We start from the raw sequence: 15124 nt of genomic DNA, 5'->3' as shown, positions 1-15124 counted from the left end.
TATATTGCAGTTTGCTGGCAATAACTATATCATATTTCCATAGTTGGTACTTTTGTGCCAGTTACAGGCATGAAATCGTCGATTTTTGTCAGTCATTACAAAACTGTAACTCAAGATAGGGGTGCTTTTCAGAATTTATTAGTAGACTGTTAAGATTTCCTTAAGGCTTGACGCCTATAATAAACTATTCCCATTTTAATCTCAAACGTGAAGGAGTACACCCAATGCTGCGGACACGCAAAATACGCTGGCTCAGTGGAACGATGGTTCTGCTGGCAATTCTAACGCTACTGTTACCTCAAGCGTTGCTGCCACAAGCTGCAGCGGCTCAGGCACAGACGAGCGGAATCGATGCGGTACTTGTAGCCGATGTAAGTAACTCAATGAATACAAGTGACCGTGACAAGATCAGTAATGAAGCCATGAAAATGTTTATTGATATGCTGCCAGTCCAGGGGGACAAGGTAGGGATTGTCGCTTATACCGATCAGGTGGAGCGGGAAAAGGCTATGCTGGAGATTCAGTCCGATGCGGACAAGAGCAGCCTGAAAGATTTTATTGATCAGCTCGGCCGGGGGCCATATACCGATGTCTCTGTTGGTGTCGCTGAAGCCGTGAACATACTGAATCATGGTGCAGACCCATCCCACTCGCCAATGATCGTGCTGCTGGCGGATGGCAACAATGACTTTAACAAAACCAAAGGCCGTACACAGGCACAATCCGATGCTGACCTGGCAAAAGCCGTGAAGGAAGCACAGGATCAGGGTATCCCGGTGTATACGATTGGACTGAACGCGGATGGCAAGTTGAACAAGGATGCACTCGCAGACCTGGCCCAGCAGACCGGAGGCAAGTCATTCATTACCGATACGCCGGATGATCTGCCACAGATTCTGAGTGAGATCTTCGCCGATCATGCCAAACTGAATGTGGTGAAGCTGCCCTCTGTAACGGGAAACGGCAGTTATCAGGAAGTTACCGTGAACGTGCCAAACGACAGTGTGCTGGAAGCAAACATTTCGATCATGTCCTCGAAGCCGGTGGAAGTACAATTGACAGACCCTTCCGGACAAGCCGTAGACCTGAACTCGGATGCAGCCAAGCTCTCAACATCGAAGAGTTATTCACTAGTGAAGCTGTTGAAACCCCAAGAGGGAGACTGGAAACTTCGGGTAAAAGGGGCTCCGAAAGACAGCATCGATATCAACCTGTTGTTCAACTATGATCTTCAGCTTGTTGTGGACCCAATTAAGACCAAGTCCTATACCAAAGGGGACAAGGTTGATCTTGCTGCCAAACTGGAGAATGGCGGTCAGCCACTTCAGGATAATGATCTGTATGCAGATATGAAGGCCACGTTAGTTGTAAAAGATGTGGATACAGGCAAGAGTGAAGAACAATCGCTGGAAAACACAGGTTCTGGTTTTGCTGGTACATTTGAAGTACCGGACAATCATAACTATGAATTAGTCATCCGTGCGGAAGAAGACAGCTTCTACCGTGAAAGTGAGCCAATCACGATCAACGCGAGCGGAGCAGCCGGAAGTGGATCTCAACCAACAACGTCAGGCGGTGAACAGGACAAGCCGTTTCCTTGGTTACCTGTCATCCTGGGTGTTATAGCCCTGATTGTGGTCGGTGTTGGTGCCTGGTTCCTAATGGGCTGGCTGAAACGCAAAAACCGGGGATTTGTGGGTCAGATGATTGTGGAGATACGTGATGAGAACACGGGAGACAAGTCATATCCACAATATAAAAAGCTGGTATCCTTCCGGGGCAGATTCCATCTGCATCAGTTGTTGCAACTGGACCCTGAGTTGAAGGAAACCGAAAAATATGTATTTACGCCCAGCAATGGGGATCGAATTATAATCCGTAACACCGCAGGCGGTACGCTGGAGAAATCCGGTCGTGCAGTCGATGCAAGCTCAGGCGTTGAACTGAAGAACGGTGACCGACTGAGCATCCCGCTGCAACAGGCGGACAAGACCATTTTAATTGAGTATCTGGTGTGAAGGATTATTTGATTTAAGTTGATTGTTTAGTTTAAAAGGATGCCAATAAAATTTGGGACCAACTGTTTACACGAGAACGCAGAGGACAGAAATAACGTGAAGAAGCGGAAGCGTTCGCCTTTATCCCCGGATTTTCACTTTGTAAAAGTGAATTGAAAAAATCTGGGGATAACAGCGATCGGAATGTTATTCTGTCATCGGAGTGGCAAGTGTAATGAAGTTGCAGTTCCAACTTTGTTAATCAAAGGAGGACATGGAATGAAGCCGATTGTTAGAGAACATATTCAGCAACTGGATGTATCACTTGGCGGAGGTATTGTCAGTGAGAAGATCAGAGTTGATACAATTGATAACCCCATTCTGATTATTGGTCTGGGAGGAACGGGAATTGATGCGTTGCTGCGCCTCAAATATCAGATCAACCGTCGTTTCAAGCTGCCACAGGACCCGGTATCCAAGAAAAAAATGGACAAGCCGGACAATGTGGAGTTTCTGGCTTTTGAGACAAACGAACAGGATCGTGCCAAAAAGTATAAAGGGATCGGACTTGATCCGATCAATGAATTCGTTTTGCTGTCCAATGCCGAGATTGGCGGACTTCTACAGAACCGCAGCGTGCTGGAACCGTATATCACGGACTGGCTGTCTCCAGAACTGAGCATCACGGACGGCATGAACGGCGCCGCAGGTGTGCGTCAGGCTGGACGTCTGCTCCTGTTCACGAAGATTAATCAGGTCGTACAGGCCATCGACAAAAAGATCAAAACCTTATCCGTAGGCACCAACAAAAAACTGATGGTGTTCCTGCTGACAGGTCTGTCCGGCGGTACAGGCAGCGGCTGTTTCCTCGATATTTCCTATATCGTACGCGGCATTATCGAACGGGATCATGGCTCTGCCGGGATTGACCGTGTCAATACGCTGGGGTATCTGTTCACGCCAGACGTGAACCTGTCCAACAAAAGCTTGAGCGAACACACTCGCGAATACATTCGTAAGAACGGATATGCTGCGCTCAAAGAGCTGGATTACTGGATGAACGTGGATAGCCGCGGTGAGCGGTTTACACAGAAGTACGGCAATATTTTAACAGTCAACTCACCACTACCGCCATTTAACCTGTGTCACCTGATCTCTGCGACGAATACAGAGGGCAAATTGCTGGAGAACGCCTACGATTACTGCATGAACGTCACGGCCGAGAACATTACCAACTTCATGGCAAGTGAGGAGAAGCAGTCGGGTGAGGAGTTTGCGATCCATGACTATATCAGCAACATTCGCACCAACATTGCACAGATGAATAAGGTGTACCCGGCGAACTATGATTACAACATCATTGGTGCCTCTTCGGCTGTACTGCCAATCGAAGAGATGACCACCTATCTGGCGTATCGCATGTTCGACAAAATGAACACGATGTTCTCCAAAGCACCGAACCAGGAGGATACCGAGAAGTTTGCCCGCAAGCTGGGCATTGATCTCGAAAGTGTGGTCAAGTCCTTTGAAGCGCGCGTGCCAGAGCCGCTGCCTGGTTATCAGAACAGCGAGCGTTTATCCTATGGCAACGTGGTGAAATCACAGGTTGTGAATATGGATACCGAACTGGAGCAGAACTTCCTGGCTCGTGCTCGTGAAGAATATATCAAGGCGAAGAAACAGCTGCCGGGTGAGATTGCGGGTCAGTTCACTGAACAGATCCGGCGTATGTTTTTGCATCCCGAACAAGGTCCGTTCTATGTCTCTCGTCTAATTTATACGGAAAAAGGTTTCTGTGTACTGAAGATGATTCAGTCGTACATCGAAACGCTGCGTGAGAATGCCTTCCGCATTCCGCGTGATATTGAAGCAGCTCAGGAGCAGTCCGAAGAGAAACTGGGCGATGCGAAGAGTGCTTTTGTCTCCAAAGAGAAGAAAAAGAATGCTTATATTGAAGCAAAAATTCATGAGTACTGGCTGCACGCCGACGTGGAACGCAACGATCAGATGATCGAGTTCTATGAAGATCTGTATGAGTTGCTGAACCAGGAAAACAGCCGCATTTATAACGTATTTACCGAAACGCTGAACGCCCTTAGCTCGATATTCGCCAAGAATGGTGATTTGCTGACACGCGGTGAAGAACAAGCCGATCACAAAGGCAACAAAACATATTACTGGAACGTCGTAAGTGTACCGGATATCGTCAGTGTGGTGGACGGGCTGCTGGATAAGCGTGATACGGATGATCTGATTCGTGACTTCTCCCGTGAATTGCTGGAAAACTCCAGCCAGTGGGTGAAAGAGAACGAGATTGATATCGTCAGCTCCATCTCCGACTTCCTGAGTGAGAAATTCGGTGATCTGATTACGCGTTCCATGGAAGATTTCCTGGTGATCAAATATGGTCAGGATGAGTCGGTTGAGAAATTCGTGGAACGTTTCATTGCTGGCAAGCTGGATGATGAGGCCGTTCCGGTGTTTAATCTGAGCAACAGTACAGGCAGTCTGCATTTCCCTTCATGGGGATTTGTATCGGTACCGGCACAGGCGCCAGGCATTCTGAAAGGGATTCGTAATTATCAGAACAATGCGGTGGGCAAGTCTCATTTTACCGTCAAGGAAAGTGAAGTGCGTAACCGGATATTCTGGCTGAACACCCGCAACGGGGTACCACTCTTTGTGTATACACCGCTCAAGGTATATGAGGAAAGTTATGAACGTACCATTTTGGACAAAGAAGGCATTGGTCGTCACTTGGTGCAAACGGAGAAAAACAACTGGACCTATCTGCCGTCTCCGATTCCGGAGAAATCATGGGGAGATGTGTACGAGAACGCCCGCGTGAAGCAGTATAACGCCCGTGTACGTAACGAGTTTGAGCAGGCGCTCGGATACAACATTGTGACAGCCAAATCCATTGATGAGAATACAAGCAACCGGTATGCGATTGTGACAACAGAAGCGTTTGATTTGTCTGCCAAACTGGGAGCCTACGACATGCGTCTGACGTCCACCACGCCGAACCTCGGCGAAGTGAAGCGGGCCGTGATCGAGCTGAAACGTCTGCAATCCGAAGGGTTACCGCGTGTAGGCGTTAAGGATATTTTCGGAAGTATTAATGAAGATATGGCCAAAGAAAACCTGGTACGCTCTCCGCAGCTGATCGCACGTGTACGTGAGGAACTGGCAAAGATGAATGCCATCTCGGCCAAAGTCGCCGAACTCGAAGGCATTCTTGCCCAGTACCAAGACGAGGAGCAGTGGTATGACCGCTTCATCGAAGCGTTATATACCGACACCATCGTCAAAAAAGGGGCACTCTACGTCTATGACCGTGACCCGGAAGAAGACGCATGGGAGCCATTCGCAAACCTGATGAAGAGCCGTAACTTTGCCGAGTATGAAGTGTTTGGCAACTTCCGCGGTCTGGCGGAGAAGGATCGCAGTACATTGCTGCGCAAAGCCTCCCGCCGCGATAACGATCTGACAGCTTCAGAGGATATCACCCCACTGCTGACAAAGCTTGATGATCTGGCTGCGCTGTTCATGGAATCACGTGATCGTCTCGAATACGAGCGGGTAGAGCTGGCTAACGGAGAAGACATCTATCAGTTCTACAGAACGATGTCGTCCAAGCTGAACGACATTCGCAGAAGGCTGAAGTAAGATGGCGGCCGGGATGGAGTTCAATTCGAACAATACCCTGAAGCGTGATCTGGAGAAATATGCCGAGCAGTATGCAATAGAGCAGGAGCGTCAAGGCAGCCTGGGTGATGGTCGCAGCAGTATCCATTACCCGGCGCTGTTCCTGTTTGTGGGTGATCTGGTTGCACCTGCAGTGTCTGCCGTGCAGGAGATCAATCGGCTGAAATGGGATAATGGAGACGGTGTGGTCTACGTTCAGGTTGGTACAGAAGATCAGAAAGAGCATCCGGTTGAAACGAGGAATGGTGGCTCGTCCGATGATGGTCAGGTGACTCGTCACCGCTTGCCTTTGTCCGCTGGGCAGACGGAGCGTCCGTCCAAAACACGGCGTAAGGACGTACATCGTAGTTTCCACGAATCGGATCAGGCGCTCTTTGACCTGAATCGTACGCTTCGGCGGGTCAGTAACCGAATTGCCGAATATGGACGGTTATACTCGTCATTTGATCGGATTTACGTTACGGTGGTAACCAGAGCGGATGATCCGTTAAATGTATTGTTGCCAGAGCTCACCAAGCTGACGGAGACCATTTTGTCCCAAGCCTTCAAGTCGGTGCAGACGGATCTGCATGTATTGGTCAGCGAGATGGAACAGGTGGATTCCTTCGGGTATGCCAGCGCAGCAGGCCTCGCTTTTCTGCGGGAACTGGATTATATGCAGTCGCTGGACTACACGTTCAGCGGCAATCTGCTGGTGACGGAGGATGGGATCTCCATTCCCGTTACACATCCCGCGTCACCGTTGTTTGATCTTGTATATCTGTTGTCCGACAAAAATGAGCGTGGAACCGGCGTTCCCGGTGGTTGGATCGAAAATGCCGAGATTATCTGCCGCATCTGCCTGCTGAAGAACAGGAAACAGGATGGGAATCACTCGGGTACCGTTTCAAGCACAGGAGCGAACACGTACAACAATACATCCTTTAAAAACAATATTCGTACCACCTCTGATCAGCATGGTTATGCAAGCGCGGGTTTTGCCGAGATTAGGCGGCCAAACAAGCCGATTGCACTGGCGGTGTTATATCACATGTATCGGTATCTGCTTGCACGCATGCGGCAGGAGCCGGATTGGAGCATCAAGGACAAGCTCGCTTTCTTTGGACTGGACGCGGCCTCGGTAGAACGCAAAGTCGAAGGTCTGCTGCCCAATGAAGATCTGGTTAGTGGCATGAGCGGCATCATGACGCATAACGTCAGTTTCTCTGATCTGAAGCCGCTCTCCCTTCGTGAAGCAGAGAGAGCGTTGTTTGGACAAGGAGCTGAAGCGTACTTCCGCGATAACGTTGTCCGTCTTGTCGAAGAGCGTGTGCGCGAGCGTAGCTCTAGCGGTTCCCTGCGCCGTCAGGCTGAACATTCCCGCGCGGAGCATCCAGAGGTTGGTTACTTCCAGTGGGCGGCCTGGAGTGACAGTGAGCCTGGCAGTGTACGTGAAGCGCTGCTCGGATTGATTCGGGATAAATCGATGCAGCTTGAATCGGCACGTGCTCTTCTGGAGCAACGTCAGCAAGAGCGTGTGGAAGATCAGTCGTTCAAACGAGCGTTGTTCCGTGATAAACAGAATGTACGCAATCTGATTGACTGCATGCTGGAGCGAGTATATGTACCCAAGGTAGAATTATTGCGACTGGATAATGAATTACATCTGCTGCGCATCTACGATACGGAGATGGAAGAGCTTCACCGTTTTAGTCGCCACGTCACAGCAGCACTTGAAGCGCTGGAACGCACACTGCGCGAGACAGCTGCCCAAAGTATCGCCGCTGCGGATGAATACATCGGCCAGAACGTGATGGAGTACTACGGTAAAGTGACGGAAGAGCTAATCATCGACCTGGAAGCCAAGCGCGGACGGGACGTATGGTTTGAGGACCGTTACATGGGTGACATGAACCGGCTCGCAACGGAAGGCGATGACCGTCTGTTGAAACGGCTGATGGAGGTATGTCACTCGTTGCTGCTTACGGCCGAGCCGTTGCGATTGCCATTTGAAGAAGAGCTGTTGCAACGGGCCAATGTAACGATTGCCTACGGAGACAAAGACGTATTAACCCGGGATGATCTGTTCCGCAGGTTATACCATACGCTGGAGGATCAGGCGGTCGTTCGGGTAAGGGTATTCGATTATACACAGGAACATCGGTATGAAGAGAAGTATTTCTTTGGTGACCATCATAGTGCTTTCATGGACTACGCGGCGCATGCCGAAGAGACGTCACGCATCTACAAGCTGGGTGTGGTGTACGAAGAACGCAGCAGTGGTGTAGAGAAGCTCAATCTGATGGGAGGTTTCCATCTGGAGGATCTCATGGTGTATCGGAACGGTAAGGTATATTACGACTCGTATACGGAAAATGGCTATGAACTTCACCCCGCAGGTCTGGTGGAGAAGTTGTCACCCATCCGTTAAGATGTCTGGCGGTGTCCTATACCCAGCACCAATTTTGTATTAACTCAGCCTGCTTAGGGCTGGTATGGAAAGGATGCATGTAGACATGCAGCGAAAAATCAATCTTCTCCTGGTCCTGTTCAGCCTGATTGGCGGGGCAGTGGGCTTTGCGGCAGGAGAAATCATGCTGCGTCAATGGCTTGGGGAGATGCCACGTCTGTTGCTGATGGGATTATACTTTGGCGTACTGGCGCTGAGTGTGGGATTGTTCTGTTTGATCGCAGAGATGATCTCACCCAAGCTGAATGGCGCTTCATGGAAGCTCCGGTATCTGGGACTGTCGTGGAAATTGCTTGTTCCGGCAACACTGGCTCTGTTGTTTGTTGTTGGACTCGCCCTGCAATTGTTGTATCAGATCAATCCGGGCGGTGTGAAGCAAGTGAAAGACATCGTACTCATGATCGATAACTCGGGCAGCATGAGCGAGACAGATCCGGATAATGGACGCTTTGAAGCCGCCAAGACACTGATCAGTCAAATGGAGAGTGACAAACAGGTAGCTGTCATTACATTTGATGACCAGCCGCAGTTGTTGCAGCCATTTATTGCGCTGGATAGTGAAGCGGCCAAGAATGAGGTTTATAGCAAAATTGATGGCATTGTCACAACTTCGGGCGGCACCAATTTCGATGCCGTGTTGCGGGAAGGCATGGAACAGATTCAAGGCAAACAGGACCCGAAACGTGGTACCGTGGTCATCTTGTTATCTGATGGCTTCAGTGAAGCGGATACGGCAGATATTTTGTCCCAATATAACAACGAACAGATTTCCATTAATACAGTCGGCCTCAGTCTGGTTGACCCATCAGGAACGGATTTGCTGCGTAATATTGCCCAGCAAACGGGTGGCATGTACTATGATGTACCAGATTCCGGTGGTCTGAATCTGGCATTCCAGCAGATCTACGATACGATTGATGAACGGACGCTGGTAACGGAGCGTACAGGCATGATGGAGCACAGCGTTTATCTGTCGATTTTCCGTGTCGTTGCCGTACTGCTAATTGGAGTAGCACTGGGTGTGTCACTCGGACTCGTGTTTGATAACCGTCATCTCGCGCTCAGCTTTGGTATTGGTGGTGCGGTATCGGGTCTACTGGCAGGGTTGCTACTGGAATGGGGCCTCGACGGTTCGAACGTGGGTGATACCTTTGTACGACTCGGAGCGATGCTCATCTTGTCAGGTGTATTAACCCTCTTCTCATGGATTGTTCCGATCAAGGAGAATACGCCGCGGAAGAGCCGAGGTCGTCGTGAAGCTGGCGGCGGAACTTCTTCAGCTGAAGGATTCGGTCAGAGACCAAGAGATACACGCAGCAAAGGATTCTAACGCCGGGAGGTCAATGGAAATGCGGTTTACGGATGCAGACCCTTCGACACCCTTGATTCGAAAACTGACACTTGCGGTGGACGAAGGACGTTGTACACTTCGCTGGCTCTGGCCGGAATCAGTAGAAGCTGTCTATGTGGAACGGCTGGAGCTGGATATGATGAGCAATGATCGTACTGAAGAACAGCCTGCACAGGGCAAGCTGAAGCTGTACACGAGAGAGGAATACAAGGCAAGCAATGGTTACACGGATCGGATCACAGGTTTTGGTGCCATCAAGTACACGGTGTATGTGTGTCAGATGGAGGAAGACGGGCCTGTGCTGATCCGTCAACGAGACGAGGACAATATGGTGATTGCAAGCGCAGGGAAGGCGGATATCCGCTTTTCCATTCGCTACAAGAGCGGTTTTTTTCAGAAACGAAAAAGTGTATTGATCACCGTCACAGCGGAAGTACCTGTTCCGAAGGAAGCCCTCTGTTATGTTCGCAAGCAGGGCGGGGTTCCGCTGAATAAGGAAGATGGTACGGTGTATCCTTTTGTGAGTGATTTTGCTCCCGGAAGAAATGAGATGCCGCCCGTTGAAGTCGCCAAGGATGATTATGTGAGATTATTCTTCACGGACGGACCGAAATATGGAGCCGCCTATAGGCTTATATCAGACTAGATAGTTGGACTAGCGATTGGAAGGTTACTCTGTCATCGTAGTGCAAGTGTAAATCACCTTAGTCTGACTGATCAGGGGAGGGGAGTGGCTATGAGCTTTTTTAGTCGGTTTTTGAAGAGACAACAGCCGGAGGAACGTCCGCTGTTTTACGATATTGTATGCCCTTATTGTTTCAGTAAGTTTTCACCGGAAGAGGTGGTGTTCCGCGCCGCCCATCACCGCGATGATGATGAGGACTACGCACTCGGGGAAGATGCAAAGTTGAATCGGTATCGTGAAAGATTCGGACTCGACACGGTATTTGATATGGAGGCCGTATTGGCTCCGCATGATGTACCGGAGGAACATCGTATTTATTCCGATAACATCGTGATGGGTCTTAACGATCGGTATGGTGTCGTTACACGCCGCCGGTTGTGTCCGCAATGTCATAACGAGTTGCCTGTTACGGCAGGTAAAGCACCGAGCAACATCATTTCCATTATTGGTGCGTCCCAGGTGGGTAAATCCGTCTACATGACTTCATTAATTCATACATTGCAGCATTATACAGCGGATCATTTTGACGCGGCTTGCATGCCACTGAATGCGGAGATCAGCCGCCGGTTCCGTGCGGATTATGAAGAACCGTTGTTCGAACGGGGCGATTTGCTGGATTCCACACAGAAGGAGAAGTTGCAAGAGCCGTTTATCTTCCAGTTTGTTTTCAAAGATGAAGATAAAGCGCCGCTGACCTTGGTATTCTTTGACGTTGCGGGCGAAGGTATGGTGGAGCAGGATTATCTCGGACTTCACGGGCAGCACATCAAGAACTCGGCAGGTATCCTGTTTATGGTGGACCCGCTTCAGATTCGTTCGATTCGGGACAAAATCCGCATTAACCTCGGCAACGAGCCTGGAGAGTGGACACCACGATACGATGAGCCACGTGACGTGGTGCTGACGATGTTCGGAGATTTTATCGCGTATCAGGACAAAGCCAAGACCAATATTCCAACGGCTGTTGTGCTCACCAAAAGCGACATGCTGCATTCCCTCAAGGATGAAGAGGGGGATTATATCAAATCGAACAGTAATGTCTTCCGCAATATGGTGCATCGCGATTGGTTCGACTTAACCGAGTTTGAAAATATCGACGGGGAGATCCGGCGTTTTATCGAGAAGGTGGATCGTCCGTTCAAGGGCACGATGGATGTGTACTTCAAGGATACAGCCTATTTCGCAGTCTCTGCGCTGGGCAGCAATCCGGTGGATATGAAATTGCAGGGTGTGGTTAGTCCGATTCGCGTGGATGAACCCTTCTTATGGCTATTGTACAAGCTGAAGTACATTGAGGGGAGAGTGGGATGATGCGTTCTTCCGTAACCCCGCCCATTGAACAACAGTTGTATACCCGAGAGCGGCGCGGGGTGTTTCGCACAACAGAGGGGTTTGATACGGTTGCGGCATCGCCGGGACTGGACCCTTCTTTTATCAAAAAAGTGCTTCACCCCTACTGTGTCTATGACGCTCCAGCGGAGCTAACAGGCCGTAGCGAGAAGGACGAGACGAAGTTTCCGGCTTCCATTCACCTGCTTCATCTGGAGAGTGGGGAGACGATCCTTGGGCAAAATGTGTACCAGTCTGCGGATTTCACGGGGCTGCGCAGTGCCTTTTTTGCTCATAATTACGTCTTGTCTCCCGAACGCTCGGAAGTGCAGATGAAGCAAGGCGGCTGGCTGGATGCCGTGTTCGCCACGTCCTATGACATCGAACAAGGTACAGTACTGCCGGCGCTTGCTGAATTGCCCATCTCACCGGGAAGTGGTCCTGATTCATCACCAACCCAAGTGCTGAGCGCCTTGAAAATGAACGAAGTGCTGTTCAAGCGCTTGCTCTACGCCGTAATGCAGTCTGTAGCAACACGCAGAAAAGTATACATTGCGCTGGACCTTCCCGCAGAAGAAGTGACCGCAGGGGCCAAAGGATTGCTGCGTTTGCTGTACACAGCGTTACCATACGCCTTCCGGCGGCAGCTGGGATTCATGACGTTTGCCAAGGAGCCGCAGGCCAAGAAGGGCATCCATGTTCAGTTTGTAGAGCGGGGGACGTTGCGTCCGAAAGACCGGAATACGGAGAAGGACTTCACCTTTGATCTGGTATCCGGCAGAGTGACACATGCGGATGCATCTGTGGCGAAGTTACCTTACGCGGAATTCGCCTGGGCTTTATTGCAGGAACCTCGTGCTGCGGATGCGTTCTATACCTTTGCGGACGAAATGCTGTCTGGCATGGAGCCTGGACGGGAGCTTTCCATTGAAGCCTATGGCGAACTATCGGTGTTCTATGCTCTTGAACAAGGCATGGAAGATCTGTACCTGGATAACAAAAGCCATGTCCTGAGTGGCTTGTTGACCTATTTGAAGCCGGAAGGTGGAGTACAGCAGCGTTCGCGTCTGAATGAGTTGTTCCTAACCTTACTCAGCCGGGAACTGGACAGCGTGAAGCGTGAGAATGTACCCGAAGAAGCGGTCGCTGCTCGCATTGGAGAATATTTCAGTGTTGCCGCACCCGTAGTGCAATCCTGGATTGTGGACTATTTCATCTATGGTGTGAATAATGCTCGCGCCCAGAAGCGTATGCGTGCTGTACAGGAATTGTATGCTGTGCTGGATCGGGATCCGCAGCTGAATCGAGCTTTCTTTGATAAAGTGCTGGCCAATGAATCGCTCACCAAGCTGTTGTTCGAGCCTTATCTGGACAATCAGCTGAAACGCACGGAATCGGCAGCGAACGTTGTGGAAGTGATCCGAAGATGGGTTACGTCCCATCCATCTGCGATCCACTACAGCTTCTTGCAGGAGCGGACAGCCAATGAGCTGCGTGAACGGTTATGTTCTGCGCCTAATCCGGTACAGTCTGCGAATGAAGCCCTCCAGCGTGTTAGCATACTGGATCGGGTATCCGCTGATGTCACCTATGATATAGGCATTACGGCACGAATTGGTCAATCTGAAGCTACAGCCCGCCCTAATCGCAAAGGGGGATCTCCGTCTGCCAGTCAAGATTCGGCATATCAGGAGGAGTTAACCCGCCTTGCAGACAAGCTTGCTTATGTCATTAACCTGTTTATGATTCAGGATCTGGATCTGGATCGGGTTAACCGTGAACAGCTATTAAGCATTGATATTTTGCAGCATGGCAATGAGGTTCGGGATTGGGCGGCACGTCAGGGCTCTGATGTATCCGCTCGAACGAACATGATGCTGGCTGCAAGAGCGTGGCTTAGTGGCGAGGGGAATGAAGAAGAGGCATTGGAGGCACTTTCCCTGGCAGAACGCAATGAACTTCAACGCTGGACGCGTCGCTGGCTTGCCGGAGAGCTGCAGGCTCATCCGGGGATCGCGGCATATGAAGCTTTGCCGATGGCTTTTTATCGGGGAGGAAGCGGCAGCAATCGGTTGGATTATCCTGGCCTGATTGAATTCATCCGCACCAATGCAAGTCGTGCTGAAGGGCTGTATCCATTCTTCGAATGGTCAGGAGATCATCGAATGTTTGTCCGGGGTTCCAATGCGCATAAAGGATATGCGGATGCCATCGTGGCGTATTTCAAAGCCCATGATCGTGAAGCATTCAAGTCGAAGTCAGCTTTCAAACCGTATTACGTGAGAGCCAGCAAGACAATGAAGCCGGTCTATGACCGTGCGAAGACGGAATTGTCCTCTCCACTGGTGCGGATGCTAACGGGTAAAAGGAAAAATCTGTTCGGATTACTCCTATTGATCCTGGTTCTGGGTATTGCTGGCGGTACATATGCATGGATGAAAAATTCTGTAGAGCCGCCGGCGGCATCCCCTCCATCCACCCAGGATCCTGCCATTCCGGCTGAACCTGAGGTACAGCTCGCGGAGCAGATTGCTTATATGATTCCTGCGAGTGAACAGGAGGGTACGCAATCACCTGCTCAACTGGTGATCCGTTTCAGGAACGATACGGGAAGCACTGAGTTTGAGCAAGGCAAACTTCAATTGACAATGAAAGATGGCAGTACTCAGGAGTTGGATACCACAGGCAAGTGGGAGAGCTTTAATCGGAATGAGGAGCCAGATAACCAAGTTCCTTCCGATAGTAGTTCAGGAAGTACTTCCGAAGGGAGTACGGATGGGGCGTCAGCGGGAAACGCGGGGAACGTAGAGCAGACGGAGGATGGCGATCAGCAGGTAGATCTTTCAACATCGGGTGATTCCACTTCAGATCCTGCTACCGATACAACAACGGATACAGGTACGAATGAATCGTCTAATGCTGCGAGTGGAGACACGGATCAAGGTACGGATGCCGATCAAGCTACTGGTTCCACATCGCCTGACACATCTGTATCCAATGAACAGGATGCGGATGCGACGACTTCTTCACAGATGTCTATTGGAGAGGTAGATCGTCTCTATCCGTATGGACTGCAGATCGATCTTCCAGCAGATATTGATGCCGAGAGTATTGCCAGTGTGCAGAGCACTCAGGGTGGGATGACTGTAATCCAATTGATGCCACAGCCGAAGCTGTAAGTTATTTTATATGAACATGTTGCATAGATTCATTAAGTGTCTTTTGATCCAATAATGAAAATGCTGACTTCATACCTTATTAATCGAGCGTATGTGAGATGACCTTGAACTTGAATTTCAAGGTCATCTTTTTTTATTTGATATGGCGGATATAGCAAACGCATGAAAAAAACTCACAGATTCACAATTCAGACACAAAATTTGCGATTCAAGAGTTTGAAAAACAGTCAGAAGTGATAAAGTGCGCGGAATGAATGAGAAAAGGTCTCATGTTTACTTGAGAAAAGAGGGGGATTTCTGCTACAGAAAGACCAAATAAAGCACGAAAAGAGAAGAAAATTTGGTTTTTTATGTTGACAAATGATAATGATTATCAGTATCTTTAGTGTAGAAGATATTTGCGTCGGAAATCACAGAATTACAATT

7 protein-coding genes are annotated in these 15124 nt (G+C 49.8%); all 7 read left to right on the top strand.

The annotated features are described in order from the left end of the window. Window positions 1–224: 224 nt before the first annotated feature. The 7 genes from QNO02_RS27955 (at window position 225) to QNO02_RS27925 (ending at window position 14698) form a co-directional block, all read left to right on the top strand. The gene (locus QNO02_RS27955; protein ID WP_249912720.1) at window positions 225–2018 is read left to right on the top strand and encodes a vWA domain-containing protein; all 1794 of its coding nucleotides are present in this window, start codon (window positions 225–227) and stop codon (window positions 2016–2018) included. Window positions 2019–2276: 258 nt separating this feature from the next. Beyond that, window positions 2277–5666 carry a tubulin-like doman-containing protein gene (locus QNO02_RS27950; RefSeq protein WP_091036105.1) on the top strand — a complete coding sequence of 1130 codons (3390 nt, stop codon included), beginning with the start codon at window positions 2277–2279 and terminating at the stop codon, window positions 5664–5666. Between the two features lies 1 nt (window position 5667). Further along, window positions 5668–8115 (top strand): transcription initiation factor TFIID, encoded by a 2448-nt coding sequence (locus QNO02_RS27945; protein WP_289390555.1) that lies wholly within the window; start codon window positions 5668–5670, stop codon window positions 8113–8115. 85 nt (window positions 8116–8200) lie between these two features. Next, entirely contained in the window at window positions 8201–9484 is a 1284-nt protein-coding gene (locus QNO02_RS27940; RefSeq protein WP_091036110.1) for a vWA domain-containing protein, read from the top strand. A gap of 19 nt (window positions 9485–9503) precedes the next feature. Beyond that, the gene (locus QNO02_RS27935; protein ID WP_289390554.1) at window positions 9504–10151 is read left to right on the top strand and encodes a beta-mannanase; all 648 of its coding nucleotides are present in this window, start codon (window positions 9504–9506) and stop codon (window positions 10149–10151) included. Between the two features lie 90 nt (window positions 10152–10241). Beyond that, entirely contained in the window at window positions 10242–11501 is a 1260-nt protein-coding gene (locus QNO02_RS27930; RefSeq protein WP_024632789.1) for a TRAFAC clade GTPase domain-containing protein, read from the top strand. Further along, the gene (locus QNO02_RS27925; RefSeq protein ID WP_289390553.1) at window positions 11498–14698 is read left to right on the top strand and encodes a GAP1-N2 domain-containing protein; all 3201 of its coding nucleotides are present in this window, start codon (window positions 11498–11500) and stop codon (window positions 14696–14698) included. Before QNO02_RS27930 ends, QNO02_RS27925 begins: the two co-directional genes overlap by 4 nt. Window positions 14699–15124 lie beyond the last annotated feature (426 nt).

Source organism: Paenibacillus sp. PK1-4R (assembly GCF_030369595.1).
Lineage (GTDB): Bacteria > Bacillota > Bacilli > Paenibacillales > Paenibacillaceae > Paenibacillus.
The sequence above is the reverse complement of the archived record's forward strand: the minus strand, read 5'-3'. Positions and strand labels throughout refer to the sequence as shown.